Source organism: Variovorax sp. RCC_210 (assembly GCF_041355175.1).
In the GTDB taxonomy this organism is placed as follows: Bacteria; Pseudomonadota; Gammaproteobacteria; order Burkholderiales; family Burkholderiaceae_C; genus Variovorax.
This window is the reverse complement of the sequence record NZ_JBFUPJ010000002.1, coordinates 186730-199669: the sequence shown is the minus strand read 5'-3', so window position 1 is coordinate 199669 and position 12940 is coordinate 186730. Positions and strand designations below refer to the sequence as shown.

Genomic DNA, 12940 nt, shown 5'->3' with positions numbered 1-12940 from the left:
TTGCGGGGCTGTCGCGGCTTGCGTGCAGGCATTGCACGGACATGAAAAAGAAGGGCACCGCCCGGTGCCCCCCGCGTCGCTGGGCGCGCTTCAGGTCTTCTTCGCCTGCCGTCCGAAGTAGTGGTTGTAGGCCATCTTGAAATCGACCTCGTAGTCGTTCTGCCACTGGCCGGCGCGCTCGGCGAAGGTGCGCTGCGAGTCGAGCACCTTCTTGAACATCGGGTTCTCGGCCGACTTCTTGGCGATGGTCTTGTCCCATGAGGCGAGCTGCGCGCGCAGCACGGCGTCGGGTGTCTTGTAGAACTTGATGCCGCTCTTCTTCAGCTCTTCGTAGTCCTTCGAGTTGCGGTCGATGGCCTTCCAGCTCATGTCGGCGCTGGCGGCCTGCGTGGCGTACTCGATGATGGAGCGCAGCTCGGCGGGCAGCGCCTTGAGCTTGCCGCCGTTGAACAGCACCTCGAACTGTTCGCCGCACTGGTGAAAGCTCTGCAGCATGCAGTTCTTGGCCACGTCGGGAAAGCCCAGCACGCGGTCGCTCGATGCGTTGTTGAACTCGGCCGCGTCGATGAGCCCGCGGTCCAGCGCGGGCACGATCTCGCCGCCGGGCAGCGGGTTCACCGCCGCGCCCATGTCGGTGAACACATCGACCGCCAGGCCCACGGTGCGGAACTTCAGGCCCTTCATGTCCTCGGCCTTGGCCACCGGCTTCTTGAACCAGCCCAGCGGCTGCGTGGGCATGGGCCCGTAGAGGTAGGAGGCGACGTCGAGGTTGAGGCTCTTGTAGATCTCGTCCATCAGCGCCTTGCCGCCGCCGTAGGCGTGCCAGGCCAGGATCATGTTGGCGTCCATGCCGTAGCCCGGGCCCGACCCCCACAGCGCGAGCGCGGAGTTCTTGCCGTACCAGTACGCCACCACGCCGTGGCCGCCGTCGAGCGTGCCCTTGGCCACCGCGTCGAGCAGCTGGAAGGCGGGCACCACCGAGCCGGCGGGCAGCACCTCGATCTTCAGGCGGTTGCCCGCCATGTCGTTCACCTTCTTCGCGTAGTCCTGCGCGTACTCGTGGAAGATGTCCTTGGCGGGCCAGGTGCTCTGGAAGCGCAGCGAGGTGGTCTGGGCCATGCTGACCATCGGCACGGACATGGCGCCCGCGGCCACCGCGGCGCCCTTGAGCAGCCCGCGGCGGCGGGGCATTTTGCTGTCTGTCATGTGTCTCTCTCCAAGTGGGACTGACTGGGAAAACCCAGGCCGCCGTCTTGGAGTTATGGTTTGACGGGCCAAGCCGCCATCTTTGGCGCGCGGGAACACGCCGACAAACAGGGTTTTCACGAACCGGTGAAAAATTCCGCTCATTGAAAACCCGAACCCCAAGGAATCAACCCCGATGACCGAACCCGAAAACAAGGACTACGCCGGCGACGTGACGCCCGAGCAGGCCGCCCAGTGGATGACCAGCGGCGAGGCCGTGCTGGTCGACGTGCGCACCGACGCCGAGCGCGAGTGGGTCGGCTACGTGCCGGGCGCCGTCCCCCTGGCCTGGAAGCAATGGCCGGGCATGGCGATGAACCCCGCGTTCGACGACGGCGTGGTCGCCGCTGCCGCCGGTGGCAGGAAGGTCGTGCTGCTGTGCCGCAGCGGCGTGCGTTCCGTGGCTGCGGCCAAGCGCGCGACCGAGCTGGGTGTCGAGGCCTACAACATCCTCGAAGGCTTCGAAGGGAACCCGGACGAGCAGGGGCACCGGAACCAAGTCGGCGGGTGGCGCAAGCGCGGGTTGCCCTGGAAGCAGAACTAGAACTAGGACTGAGTTTTTCGAGGTGCACCGGCGGCCTGTGCACCCGCCCAGGAACCGCTCTCTTGCGCACAAAACAAAAAGGCCCGCCGATCTCCCGGCGAGCCTTCGCATGAACAGCGTCGCAGCCGTTACTTGAGCGGCGGAATCCGCAGCTTCTGCCCCGGATAGATCTTGTCCGGGTTGCTCAGCATCGGCTTGTTCGCCTCGAAGATCGCGTTGTATTTGTTGGCGTCGCCGTAGTACTTTTTGGAAATGGCCGACAGCGTGTCGCCCTTCACCACGTCGTGGTACTGCGCGGGCGGCGCCGCGGGGGCGACGAGGTTGTTGTCGACGCTGGTCACGTTGGCCACGTTGCCGGCGGCCAGCGATGCCTTTTCGCTGGCTTCCTGCGAAGGCGCGTTGCCCGCGAGGGTGACCACGCCGCTGCTCGCCGCGTAGGTCACGACCAGCCCGGTGAGGCCGAGGTTCTGCGTCTCGATGTAGGTCTTGATGGCGGCTGCCGCGGCGGCGTTGGCGTCCGGTGCATCGGCGGCGGCGGCGTGGGCCGACGAGCCGCCGAACAGCTTTTCACCGGCTTCCTTGATGAAACTGAGCAATCCCATGGTTCTCTCCTTCGTGCGGTGGTTGAGTGGCAAGGACTGGCATGGTGCGGCGGAACGCGGCGCCCCGGCGTAGGCCCATGCCGCATATGCCGTCTATTGCGCCCGTGCCACCTGTGCCACCTGTGCGGCGGCCGTGCCGCCTGCGCGACGCCCCGCCAGCAGAAGTTTTCACAATGTCGCAATAATCCCGCGCATGGCATCCCCCTTCCTCGCGATCGACATCGGCAACACCCGCCTCAAATGGGCGCTCTACGACGGGGCCCATCCGGGGGCCGCGCTGCAGGCGCAGGGGGCCGAATTCCTGGACCACATCGAGCGGCTGGCCGACGGCCCATGGGCCGACCTGCCCGCGCCCGCGTCCATGCTCGGCTGCGTGGTGGCCGGCGACGCGGTGCGCCGGCGCGCCGAGGAACAGATCAACGAGCGCTTCGACTGCACCCCGCGCTGGGTGATGCCGAGCGCGGGCGAGGCCGGCATCGTCAACGGCTACGACCACCCCACGCGCCTGGGCGCCGACCGCTTCGTGGCCATGATCGGCGCGCGGCATCGCATGCTGGCCGAGCAAGCGGGCCGCGAAGCGCTGCCGATGGTGGTGGTGATGATTGGCACGGCGGTCACCGTCGAGGCCATCGACGCCGGCGGCAAGTTCCTGGGCGGGCTCATCCTGCCGGGCCACGGCATCATGCTGCGCGCGCTGGAGTCGGGCACGGCCGGGCTGCACGTGCCCACCGGCGAGGTGCGCGAGTTTCCGACCAACACCAGCGACGCGCTCACCAGCGGCGGCACCTACGCCATCGCGGGCGCGGTCGAGCGCATGGTGCAGCACGTGCGATCGCACTGCGGCGCCGAGCCGGCCTGCTACATGACCGGTGGCGCGGGCTGGAAGATGGCGCCCGTGATGAACGGGCACTTCGAGCTGGTCGAGAGCCTGATCATGGACGGGCTGCTGGTCATCGCCCGCGAGCGGGCCGCTGCCTGAGCAGCCCTCTCGGGCTCACCGCATCAGCGCTTCGCCCAGCGCCTGGAACGCGGGCAGCGTGAGCGGGTCGTTGGCGCCGTTGGCCGCCACCGGGTGCGCCGCGTAGCGAACGATCACCATCTCGGCCTTCGGGTCGATGTAGATGCTCTGGCCGTGGATGCCGCGCGCCATGTACGCGCCGTGCGGGTTGTGCGACACCCACCACATGTCGCGGTAGCTCCAGCCCTGCAGCAGCGGGTAGCCGGCCTTCACGAACCTGGCCGGGTCGCCGCCGCGCTGGATGTCGTCGACCACCGCCTTCGCAATGGCCTGCTGCCCGTTGGTGGCGCGACCGCCGTTGCGCAGGGTTTCGCCGAAGCGCGCCAGGTCGCGCAGCACGGTGTTCAGGCCGCCGCCGCCCGACTCGGTGCCGATGCGGTCGACCATGAAGTAGGCGTCCTGCTCGGCGCCGATGCGCCGCCAGATCTTCTCGCTCAGCAGGTCGGCCAGAGACTGGTTGCTGGCGCGGCGCAGCACCCAGGCCAGCACCTCGGCGTTGACGGTCTTGTACGCGAAGGCATCGCCGTGCTCGCCTTCCTTCTTCAGCGTGACGAGGAACTCGTAGAACGACTTCGGGCCGGTGTAGTTCGGGCCCTGCGTGAGCATGCCGCCGGCGCGCGCGTAGTCCCAGATCTCGGCCTTCGGGTCGGCGTAGTTCTCGGAGTAGTGCACGCCCACGGTCATGTCCATCACCTGGCGCACGGTGGCGTCGCCGTACGCCGTGTCCTTCAGCTCGGGAATGTATTGGGTGACCAGCGCAGCCGGGTCGAGCTTGCCCTCGTCCGCGAGGATGGCGGCCAGCGTGCCCACGAAGGACTTGGTGACCGACATCGCGATGTGCGGGCGCTCGGGCGTGAGCGCGCCGAAGTACTTCTCGTAGACCACCTTGCCGCGGTGCATCACGAGGATGCCGTCGGTGTAGGTGCCCGAGATCATCTGGGCGAAGTTCAGTGTCTGCTCGTTGCCTGTGCTGCCGAGCGGCTTGAAGGTGACGGCCTCGATCTGCACCGGCGACGTGGCCGCGGGCAGCGGGCTCGCGGCGCCGCTGCCGCGCCACACGTTGGCCGTGGGCACGGTCTCGCGCACGTGCGAGAAGCTCCAGCGCGTGCGCGGAAACACGCCGCCGGCCGGGTTGTCGAAGGTGATGAGCTTGTCGGGCGCGGGCGGAAAGCCCTTCATCCAGCCCAGCGCGTCGACCGAGGTGGCCGCGGGGTCGGGCAGCGCGGCGGGCGCGGGCGTCTGGGCGGAAGTGGTGTTCACTGCGAGCAGGGTGAAAGCGGCGGCGAGCGCCGTGCGAATGAAAAATGCCATGGTGGTGGGTGCAAGGCTGTTCAACGGCCGCTGAAGCGCGCGGGACGGCGTTCGACGAAAGAGCGCACGCCCTCGGCGGCGTCTTCGCTGTTCGACAGGCGCTTCTGCGTCTCGATGAATTCGCTCACGGCCGCCAGCGGACCGTGCTCGATGGCCTTGAGCACATTGAGCCGCGTGGCCACCACCGCCAGCGGGGCCTGCGCCGCGATGCGCTGCGCAATGGCCAGCGCCGCGTCCAGCTCCTGGCCGGCCGGCACCACCTTCTGCACGAAGTTCAGGCGGTAGGCCTCGGCGCTGTCGAACTCGTCGGCCGTGAGCAGGTGCAGCATCGCGTTGCCCAGGCCGGCGCGCTCGGCCATGCGCAGCGTGGCGCCGCCCGTGGCCATGATGCCGCGCTGCACTTCCATCTGCGAGAAGCGGCAGTTGTCGGCCGCCACCACGATGTCGGCGCCCAGCATCAGCTCGATGCCCACGGTGAAGCAGATGCCCTTCACCGCCGCCACCATCGGCTTGGTGCGGCGGCGGTAGCCTTCCAGACCGAAATCGTGCGGCTCCACCAGCCCTTGCGGAATGGCTTTTTCACCGCGCTTCATGTACTCGGCCACCGCCGGCAGGTCGAGCCCGGCGGTGAAGTGGTCGCCGAAGGCATGCAGCACGCCCACGCGCAGGTTCGGGTCGTCGTCCAGCCGGGTGTAGGCCTCGGCCAGCTGCTTGAACATGGGCGGCGTCCAGCCGTTGCGCTTGGCCGGGCGGTTGATGCCGATGAGCAGCACGTGGTCGAGCACCTGGGTGTCGATGCAGCCTTCGGTGGGGGGCGAGGTGGGGGTGGCGGTCATGTGCGTTTGTCTCCGGTTGTTCTTGTTGAAGCGCGGTATTTAGTAGGCGTACACGCCGCGGCCGGTCTTGCGGCCCAGCTGGCCGGCGGCGACCATTTCCTTCAGCAGCGGGCAGGGGCGGTACTTGGAGTCGCCGAACTGCTCGAGGTACACCTCCATCACCGCCAGGCACACGTCCAGGCCGATCATGTCGGCCAGCGCCAGCGGGCCGATGGGCTGGTTGCAGCCCAGCTTCATGCCCGCGTCGATGTCTTCCGCCGTGGCGATGCCCTCGGACAGCACGAAGAAGGCCTCGTTGATCATCGGCACCAGGATGCGGTTGACCACGAAGCCCGGCGCGTTCTTCACCGTGATGGGCGACTTGCCCAGGCGCTCGGCCAGTTCCTTCACCGCGTCGTGCGTGGCGTCGCTGGTGAGGTAGCCGCGAATCAGCTCCACCAGCGCCATCATCGGCACCGGGTTGAAGAAGTGCATGCCGATGAAGCGGTCGGGGCGCGAGGTGGCCGCGGCCAGTTGCGTGATGGAGATCGACGAGGTGTTCGACGCGATGATCACCTCGGGTGCCAGCAGGTCGTCGACCTGCTTCAGGATCTTCAGCTTGAGCGCGTGGTTCTCGGTGGCCGCCTCGATGACCAGCTGCGCGCTCTTCAGGTCTTCGTAGTTGGTGGAGCCCTGGATGAGCGCCAGCGCGGCGGTCTTCTGCTCGGCGGTGAGCTTTTCTTTCTTGATCAGGCGGTCGAGGCTGCCCGACACGGTGGCCAGGCCCTTGTCGACCGCCGCCTGGGCGATGTCGACCATCACCACCTTCACGCCGGCCACCGCGCAGGCCTGCGCGATGCCGTTGCCCATTGTTCCGGCGCCGATGATGCCGACAGTCTGGATGGCCATGAGAAAACTCCTTGGAAAAACAAAAGAAAGGGAAAAAAGGGGAGCGCTCGCGGCCGGTGCCGCGGCAGGCCGTCGATTGTGAATCAGCCCCACGGCCGCGCCGTTGCCGCGTGTGACACACCCGGCGCGCGGGTGGCTTACAGTCCTGCGGTTGCGTTTTTCCCGTCTTTCTTTTCGACTCTCGACCATGACCACCCTCGGCACCCCCCTTTCCCCCTCCGCCACCCGCGTGATGCTGCTCGGCTCCGGTGAACTCGGCAAGGAGGTGCTGATCGCCCTGCAGCGCCTCGGCGTCGAGACCATCGCCGTCGACCGCTACGAGAACGCCCCCGGCCAGCAGGTGGCCCACCACGCGCGCACCATCACCATGAGCGACCCGGCGCAGCTCAAGGCGCTGATCGAGGCCGAGAAGCCCACGCTGGTGGTGCCCGAGATCGAGGCCATCGCCACGCCCATGCTGCAGCAGCTGGAAGACGCCGGCGTGGTGCGCGTGATTCCCACTGCCCGCGCCGCCCGCCTCACGATGGACCGCGAAGGCATCCGCCGCCTGGCCGCCGAGACGCTGGGCGTGCCCACCAGCCCGTACAAGTTCTGCGACTCGCTGGCCGAGCTGCAGGCGGCCATCGACGAAGGTATTGGTTATCCCTGCATCGTCAAGCCCGTGATGAGCAGCTCCGGCAAGGGCCAGAGCAAGATCGACGGCCCCGCCGACGTGCAGAAGGCCTGGGACTACGCCATGGCCGGCGGCCGCGTGAGCCACGGCCGCGTGATCGTCGAGGGCTTCATCGATTTCGACTACGAGATCACGCTGCTGACCGTGCGTGCCAAGGGCGCGGCCGGCGCGGTGGAAACGAAGTTCTGCGACCCCATCGGCCATGTGCAGGTGAGCGGCGATTACGTGGAAAGCTGGCAGCCGCACCCCATGGCGCCCGCCGCGCTGCAGAAGGCGCAGCAGATCGCGCAGGCCGTCACGGCCGACCTGGGCGGCCAGGGCCTGTTCGGCGTGGAGCTGTTCGTGAAGGGCGACGAGGTGTGGTTCAGCGAGGTCAGCCCGCGCCCGCACGACACCGGCATGGTCACCATGGCCACGCAGTGGCAGAACGAGTTCGAGCTGCATGCGCGCGCCATCCTCGGCCTGCCGGTGGACACCTCGCTGAAGAGCCCGGGCGCCAGCGCGGTGATCTACGGCGGCGTGGACGCCACCGGCATCGCGTTCGACGGCGTGGCCGAGGCGCTGCAGGTGCCGGGCAGCGACATCCGCCTGTTCGGCAAGCCCGAGAGCTTCGTCAAGCGCCGCATGGGCGTGGCGCTGGTGCACGCGGCCGATACCGACACGGCGCGCAAGCTGGCCAAGGAAGCCGCCTCGCGCGTGAAGCCTCGCACGGCTTGACCTGTATGGGGCGCGGACCGCATCTGCGTGATTGCGCCCTGATCGCGCCCTGAAAGCGTCTTGAAGTCGCCCTGAAGGCGCCATAGCCAGTTTCCGCAAGCCGCGCCTTCACGACGCGGGCATGGTGCGGGAAGATCGAGGGACACCCACTCTCGACCCTCCCGGAGACACCATGCTGCACCCCCAGGCGCGCGCCTTGCTCGACTTCATCGAGGCGCGCGGCATTCCGCCGACCCACACCCTCTCGCCCGCCGACGCGCGCGCCTTCTACCGCGAGCGCCGCACCGCCACGCAACCGCTGCCCGCCGAAGTGGCCGAGGTGCGCGACCTGGCGGCCGACGGTCCGCACGGGCCCATTCCGGTCCGGCTCTACAGGCCGCTCGGTTCGGGCGCCGGCCCGCTGCCGGTGCTGGTGTATTACCACGGGGGCGGCTGGGTCATCGGCGACCTCGACACGCACGACGTGCTGTGCCGCGAGCTGGCCAACGGCGCGGGCTGCGCCGTGGTGGCGGTCGACTACCGCATGGGGCCGGAGCACCGCTTTCCCGCCGCGGTGGACGACGTGCTCGCCGCCACCCGCTGGGTGCGCCGCGAAGCCGCCACGCTCGGGCTCGACGCGGGCCGCATGGCCGTGGGCGGCGACAGCGCGGGCGGCAACCTCGCGGCCGTGGTGGCCATTGCCGCGCGCGATGCCGGCGACCTGCCGCTCGTGTACCAGCTGCTCATCTATCCGGCCACCGACATGCGCCGCGGCCATCCGTCGCACCAGGCCAACGGGCAGGGCTACCTGCTGACCAGCGACACGATGAAGTACTTCCACGACCACTACATCACCGACCCCGCGCACGACCTCGACTGGCGCGCCTCGCCGCTGCTGCACACCGACCTGTCGGCGCTGCCGCCGGCGCTGGTCGTTACCGCCGGCTACGACCCGCTGCGCGACGAGGGCGCCGCGTATGCGCAGGCGCTCACCGCCGCCGGCAACCACGCCGCGTACGTGTGTTTCGAGCGACAGATCCATGGCTTCATCACCATGGGCAAGATGCTCGACGAGGCCAACACCGCGGTCGCGCTGTGCGCGTCGGAGCTGCGCCGCGCGTTCGCGCAGGCCTAGGGAAAGTCCCCGCGCAAATCGCCATCGCGCGAGCGGTTCGCGCCGCTACGATCCAGCCAACCCAGACGCCACCGCAGAGTGGCAACCCATCGATTGCAGGAGACAAACCATGCAGCGAACGAGGACGACGCCGCCCGAGCGTGGCGCCGCAAGGCAGGGCGAACGCCTGATGTGGCTCACGCCGCATCGCGTGTTCTATGCCGGCCTGCTCGGCGCGGCGGCCGAGCGCACGATGGGCGGCCATGGCGTGTGCGTGTCGCCCGCCGGCGCGCCGCCCAACCGCATCCGCATCGGCGGCGGCGCCTGGCAGACGGGCGAGCTCATCGTGGTGCCGCCGCACGTGCCGCACCAGGTCGAGAGCGCGCACCCGCTCATCTTCAGCCTGCTGATCGAGTCGGAGTCGGTCGACCCGGCGCGCATGCCGGCCTTCTTGCAGCACTGCGGCCCGGTGGAAGCGCCGGCCTTCGTGCAGCGCGTGCGCGACGCCCATGCCCACCTGCTGGCGGCCTCGGGCCGCGGCACCGACTTCGAGGGCTTCGACTTCGACCACCTGTTCTTCGGCGAGTCGCTTGCGCCGCGCGCGCTCGACGCGCGCATCCGCAAGGTGGCCGACGCCATCAACGCCGACCCGGCCGCGCCCATGTCGGCCGAAGACTGCGCGGCCTCGGTGCACCTGTCGTTCTCGCGCTTCCTGCACCTGTTCAAGCAGGAGACGGGCATGGCCTTCAGGGCATTTCGCGCGTGGAAGCGCGCGCGCAGCCTGCTGCGCTACGTGCGCCAGGACAGCACGCTGACCGACATCGCGCTGGACACCGGCTACCCCGACTCCACGCACTTCAGCCATTCGATTCGCCAGGTGTACGGCCTGAAACCCAGCGACATCCTGGCCGGCTCGCGGCGCCTTGCGCTGCACGACGCGGCCGGCGGCTTGCGGCACTGAGCGCGCCACGAAGGACCCCATGCAGATCCTTCAACTCCTGCTCTCGGGCATTGCGCAAGGTTGCATCTACGGGCTCATCGCGCTGGGCTTCGTGCTCATCTACAAGGCCACCGAAACGGTGAGCTTCGCGCAGGGCGACCTGATGATGCTCGGCGCCTTCGGCGCGTTCGCCGGCATGTCGCTGTTCGGCCTGCCGTTCTGGCTCGCGGCCGTGCTGGCCATCGTGGCCATGGCGGCCTTCGGCGTGCTGCTGGAGCTGGTGGTGATCCGCCCGATATTGGGCCAGCCGCAGTTCTCCATCGTCATGCTCACCATCGGCATCGCCTACGTGGCGCGCGGGCTCATCACCATGGTGCCGGGCATCGGCACCGAGACGCACACGCTGGCCGTGCCCTACAAGGACCAGATCTGGAAGCTGGGCGATCTGGTGGTCAACCTGGAGCAGCTGGCCATCATCGTGGCCACCGCCGTGCTGTGCGGCCTGCTGTTCGCGATGTTCCGCTACAGCAAGCTGGGCATCGCCATGCAGGCGTCGTCGCAGAACCAGCTGGCCGCGTACTACATGGGCATTCCGGTGAAGCGGCTCAACGGGCTGGTGTGGGGGCTGGCCGCCGCGGTGGCTGCCATTGCGGGCATGCTGCTGGCGCCCATCACCTTCGTGCACGCGAACATGGGCTTCATCGGGCTGAAGGCGTTTCCGGCGGCGGTGGTGGGCGGCTTCGGCAGCCTGCCGGGCGCCATCGTGGGCGGGCTGGTGATCGGCATCGTCGAGTCGTTCGCGGGCTTCTACCTGCCCGACGGGTTCAAGGACACGGCGCCGTACATCGTGGTGCTGCTGATGCTCATGGTGAAGCCGAACGGCCTGTTCGGCGAAAAGCTGCGCAAGAAGGTCTAGAACACATGCGCCTCCACGCTCGTCACTTCGTGTACTCGCTGCCCCCCGGGGGGGCGCAGCTCCGCCTCGAGCCGGCCCGGCCGCGGACCTGATATGCGCTTCATCTTCAAGACCAGCTACGACCAGGACATCCGCCTCGCGCGGCACGGCGGCCATGTGTTCTGGTACGGCCTGCTGGTGGCCTTTCTCGTGGCGGCGCCGTGGATCATCGAGGAGTACTGGCTCGCGCAGCTCACCTTCGTGCTCATCTACGGCATCGTCGGCCTGGGGCTGATGCTGCTCGCCGGCTTCACCGGGCAGTTCTCCATCGGGCATGCGGCGTTCCTGGGAACGGGGGCCTATGCGCAAGGCGTGCTGACGAACCTGGGCGTGCCGTTTCCGCTGGCGCTGGTTGCCGCGGCGGCGCTGTCGGCGGGCGTGGGCGTGGTGGTCGCGCTGCCGGCGCTGCGCGTGAAGGGCATCTACCTGGGCATCGCGACGCTGTCCTTCGGCTTCATCGTCGAAGAGGTGTTCGCGCGCTGGGAGAGCGTGACGGGCGGCAACGCGGGCCTGCACGTGAAGTCGCCGCAGCTCTTCGGCTGGTCGCTGGGCTCGGGCGACGGCTTCTACTTCCTGTGCCTGGTGGTGGCGGTGCTGAGCACGCTGGGCATCCTGAACCTGCTGCGCTCGCCCACGGGGCGCGCCTTTGTCGCGATTCGCGATTCGGAAATTTCGGCGCAGAGCATGGGTATTCACCTGGCGCGCTACAAGACGATGTCGTTCGCCATCTCGGCCGCTCTCGCGGGGCTGGGCGGGGCACTGTACGCGCACAAGCTGAGCTTCATTTCGCCGGACCAGTTCAGCATCCTGCAGTCGATCGACCTGCTGCTGATGGTGGTGATCGGCGGGCTGGGGTCGGTGCACGGCGCGTTCCTGGGCGCGATCTTCCTGATCGCGATGCCGCAGCTGATCTCGATGGGCAAGGACTGGCTGCCGGCGGTCGTGGGCCAGGCGCCGGGGTTGCAGGGGCTGGTGTACGGGCTGGTGCTGATCGCGTTCGTGCTGTTCGAGCCGCTGGGGCTGTATGGCCGCTGGCTGAAGATTCGCACCTGGCTGCAGCTCTTTCCGTTCTACCGCAGGGGGTTGTTCAAGCGGCAGAAGTCGTTCACCAAGTCGGACCGTTTGAGATGAGCGACGACATTCTTCTTTCCGCGAAGGAGCTCAGCGTGCGCTTCGGCGGCGTGCTGGCGGTGAACAAGGTGAGCTTCGACGTGCGGCGCGGCGAGGTGTTCACGCTGATCGGCCCGAACGGCGCGGGCAAGACAACGGTGTTCAACCTGATCAGCCGCATCTACACGCCGACCACGGGCGAGATCACGTGGCACGGCGAGGCCAGCGGACCGATCGCGTTGACGCAGCAGGCGCCGCATGCCATCGCGGCGCTGGGCATTGCGCGCACCTTCCAGAACATCGAGCTGTTCGAGCATGCGACGGTGTTGCACAACCTGCTGATCGGGCGCCACACGCACCGGCGCACGGGCTTCTGGAGCGAGGTGTTCTTCACGCCCGCCACGCGGCGCGCGGAGATCGCGGCGCGCGAGAAGGCGGAGCAGGTGATAGAGCTGCTCGACCTGCAGCACCATCGCGATTCGATGGTGGCGGGGCTGCCCTATGGCGTGCGCAAAGTGGTCGAGCTGGCGCGTGCGCTGTGCACGGAGCCCAAGCTGCTGCTGCTCGACGAGCCGTCTTCGGGCCTCAATGTGGAAGAAACGGCGGACATGGCGTTCTGGATCCAGGACATCCAGCACGAGCTGGGCGTGTCGGTGCTGATGGTGGAGCACGACATGTCGCTGGTGTCCAAGGTGTCCGACCGCGTGCTCGCCATGAACATGGGCGAGGTGCTGGCCACCGGGTCGCCGCGCGAGGTGCAGGCCGATCCGCGTGTCGTGGAGGCTTACCTCGGGACCGTGGACGACGTGAGCAGCTTGAGGAGGGTGGCTGCATGAGTTCTTCGTTCGTTTTCCTTTTGGAGGCGCCCGGTGCACGGTACGGCGCGGTCGCCCCCACTGTGCCGGCCCTTCGGGCTCCCTTGCGGTGCTCGCTTTCCGCGGGGTCCCGCCCAAACTCGCTGCGCTCAAACAAGGGCGGGCCCTTGTCCGCGGAAAGCTGCGCTCCTCA

The 12940-nt window shown here is 68.2% G+C and carries 13 protein-coding genes; 8 read left to right on the top strand and 5 right to left on the bottom strand.

All coding sequences use genetic code 11. The features are described from left to right. Positions 1-90 precede the first annotated feature (90 nt). Positions 91-1206 (bottom strand): TRAP transporter substrate-binding protein, encoded by a 1116-nt coding sequence (locus tag AB6807_RS08925; protein WP_116910167.1) that lies wholly within the window; start codon positions 1204-1206, stop codon positions 91-93. 175 nt (positions 1207-1381) lie between these two features. Between AB6807_RS08925 and AB6807_RS08920 the strand changes: the two genes are divergently transcribed. Then, positions 1382-1789, top strand: a complete 408-nt coding sequence (locus tag AB6807_RS08920; RefSeq protein WP_371084285.1) for a rhodanese-like domain-containing protein — start codon at positions 1382-1384, stop codon at positions 1787-1789. Positions 1790-1917: 128 nt separating this feature from the next. Here the strand turns inward: AB6807_RS08920 and lysM are convergent, their stop codons facing one another. Beyond that, positions 1918-2391, bottom strand: a complete 474-nt coding sequence (gene lysM / locus AB6807_RS08915; protein WP_371084284.1) for a peptidoglycan-binding protein LysM — start codon at positions 2389-2391, stop codon at positions 1918-1920. 193 nt (positions 2392-2584) lie between these two features. Here lysM and AB6807_RS08910 point away from each other — a divergent pair, with 193 nt between their 5' ends. Further along, on the top strand, positions 2585-3370 hold the full coding sequence (locus AB6807_RS08910) for a type III pantothenate kinase (RefSeq protein ID WP_116910164.1): 786 nt from the start codon (positions 2585-2587) through the stop codon (positions 3368-3370). 15 nt (positions 3371-3385) lie between these two features. On the opposite strand, the gene AB6807_RS08905 is transcribed toward AB6807_RS08910, so the two are convergent. The 3 genes from AB6807_RS08905 to AB6807_RS08895 are packed head-to-tail and all read right to left on the bottom strand — an operon-like array spanning position 3386 to position 6444. Next, a complete protein-coding gene (locus AB6807_RS08905; RefSeq protein ID WP_371084283.1) occupies positions 3386-4720 on the bottom strand; it encodes a serine hydrolase domain-containing protein in 1335 nt (444 codons plus the stop codon). Between the two features lie 20 nt (positions 4721-4740). Continuing rightward, on the bottom strand, positions 4741-5556 hold the full coding sequence (locus tag AB6807_RS08900; protein ID WP_116910162.1) for a crotonase/enoyl-CoA hydratase family protein: 816 nt from the start codon (positions 5554-5556) through the stop codon (positions 4741-4743). A 39-nt stretch (positions 5557-5595) separates the two neighbouring features. Further along, positions 5596-6444: a 3-hydroxybutyryl-CoA dehydrogenase gene (locus AB6807_RS08895; RefSeq protein ID WP_371084282.1), complete on the bottom strand. Its 849-nt coding sequence runs from the start codon at positions 6442-6444 to the stop codon at positions 5596-5598. A 187-nt stretch (positions 6445-6631) separates the two neighbouring features. Between AB6807_RS08895 and purT the strand changes: the two genes are divergently transcribed. The 6 genes from purT (at position 6632) to AB6807_RS08865 (ending at position 12768) form a co-directional block, all read left to right on the top strand. Further along, positions 6632-7834 carry a formate-dependent phosphoribosylglycinamide formyltransferase gene (purT, locus tag AB6807_RS08890; protein WP_371084281.1) on the top strand — a complete coding sequence of 401 codons (1203 nt, stop codon included), beginning with the start codon at positions 6632-6634 and terminating at the stop codon, positions 7832-7834. A gap of 172 nt (positions 7835-8006) precedes the next feature. Then, positions 8007-8948: an alpha/beta hydrolase gene (locus tag AB6807_RS08885; RefSeq protein WP_371084280.1), complete on the top strand. Its 942-nt coding sequence runs from the start codon at positions 8007-8009 to the stop codon at positions 8946-8948. Positions 8949-9057: 109 nt separating this feature from the next. Further along, positions 9058-9888 carry a helix-turn-helix domain-containing protein gene (locus AB6807_RS08880; RefSeq protein WP_371084279.1) on the top strand — a complete coding sequence of 277 codons (831 nt, stop codon included), beginning with the start codon at positions 9058-9060 and terminating at the stop codon, positions 9886-9888. Between the two features lie 19 nt (positions 9889-9907). Beyond that, positions 9908-10783, top strand: coding sequence for a branched-chain amino acid ABC transporter permease (locus AB6807_RS08875; protein WP_371084278.1), 876 nt, complete (start codon positions 9908-9910; stop codon positions 10781-10783). A 93-nt stretch (positions 10784-10876) separates the two neighbouring features. Next, positions 10877-11953: a branched-chain amino acid ABC transporter permease gene (locus AB6807_RS08870; RefSeq protein ID WP_116910156.1), complete on the top strand. Its 1077-nt coding sequence runs from the start codon at positions 10877-10879 to the stop codon at positions 11951-11953. Continuing rightward, a complete protein-coding gene (locus AB6807_RS08865; RefSeq protein ID WP_371084277.1) occupies positions 11950-12768 on the top strand; it encodes an ABC transporter ATP-binding protein in 819 nt (272 codons plus the stop codon). Before AB6807_RS08870 ends, AB6807_RS08865 begins: the two co-directional genes overlap by 4 nt. The last annotated feature ends 172 nt before the right edge of the window (positions 12769-12940 follow it).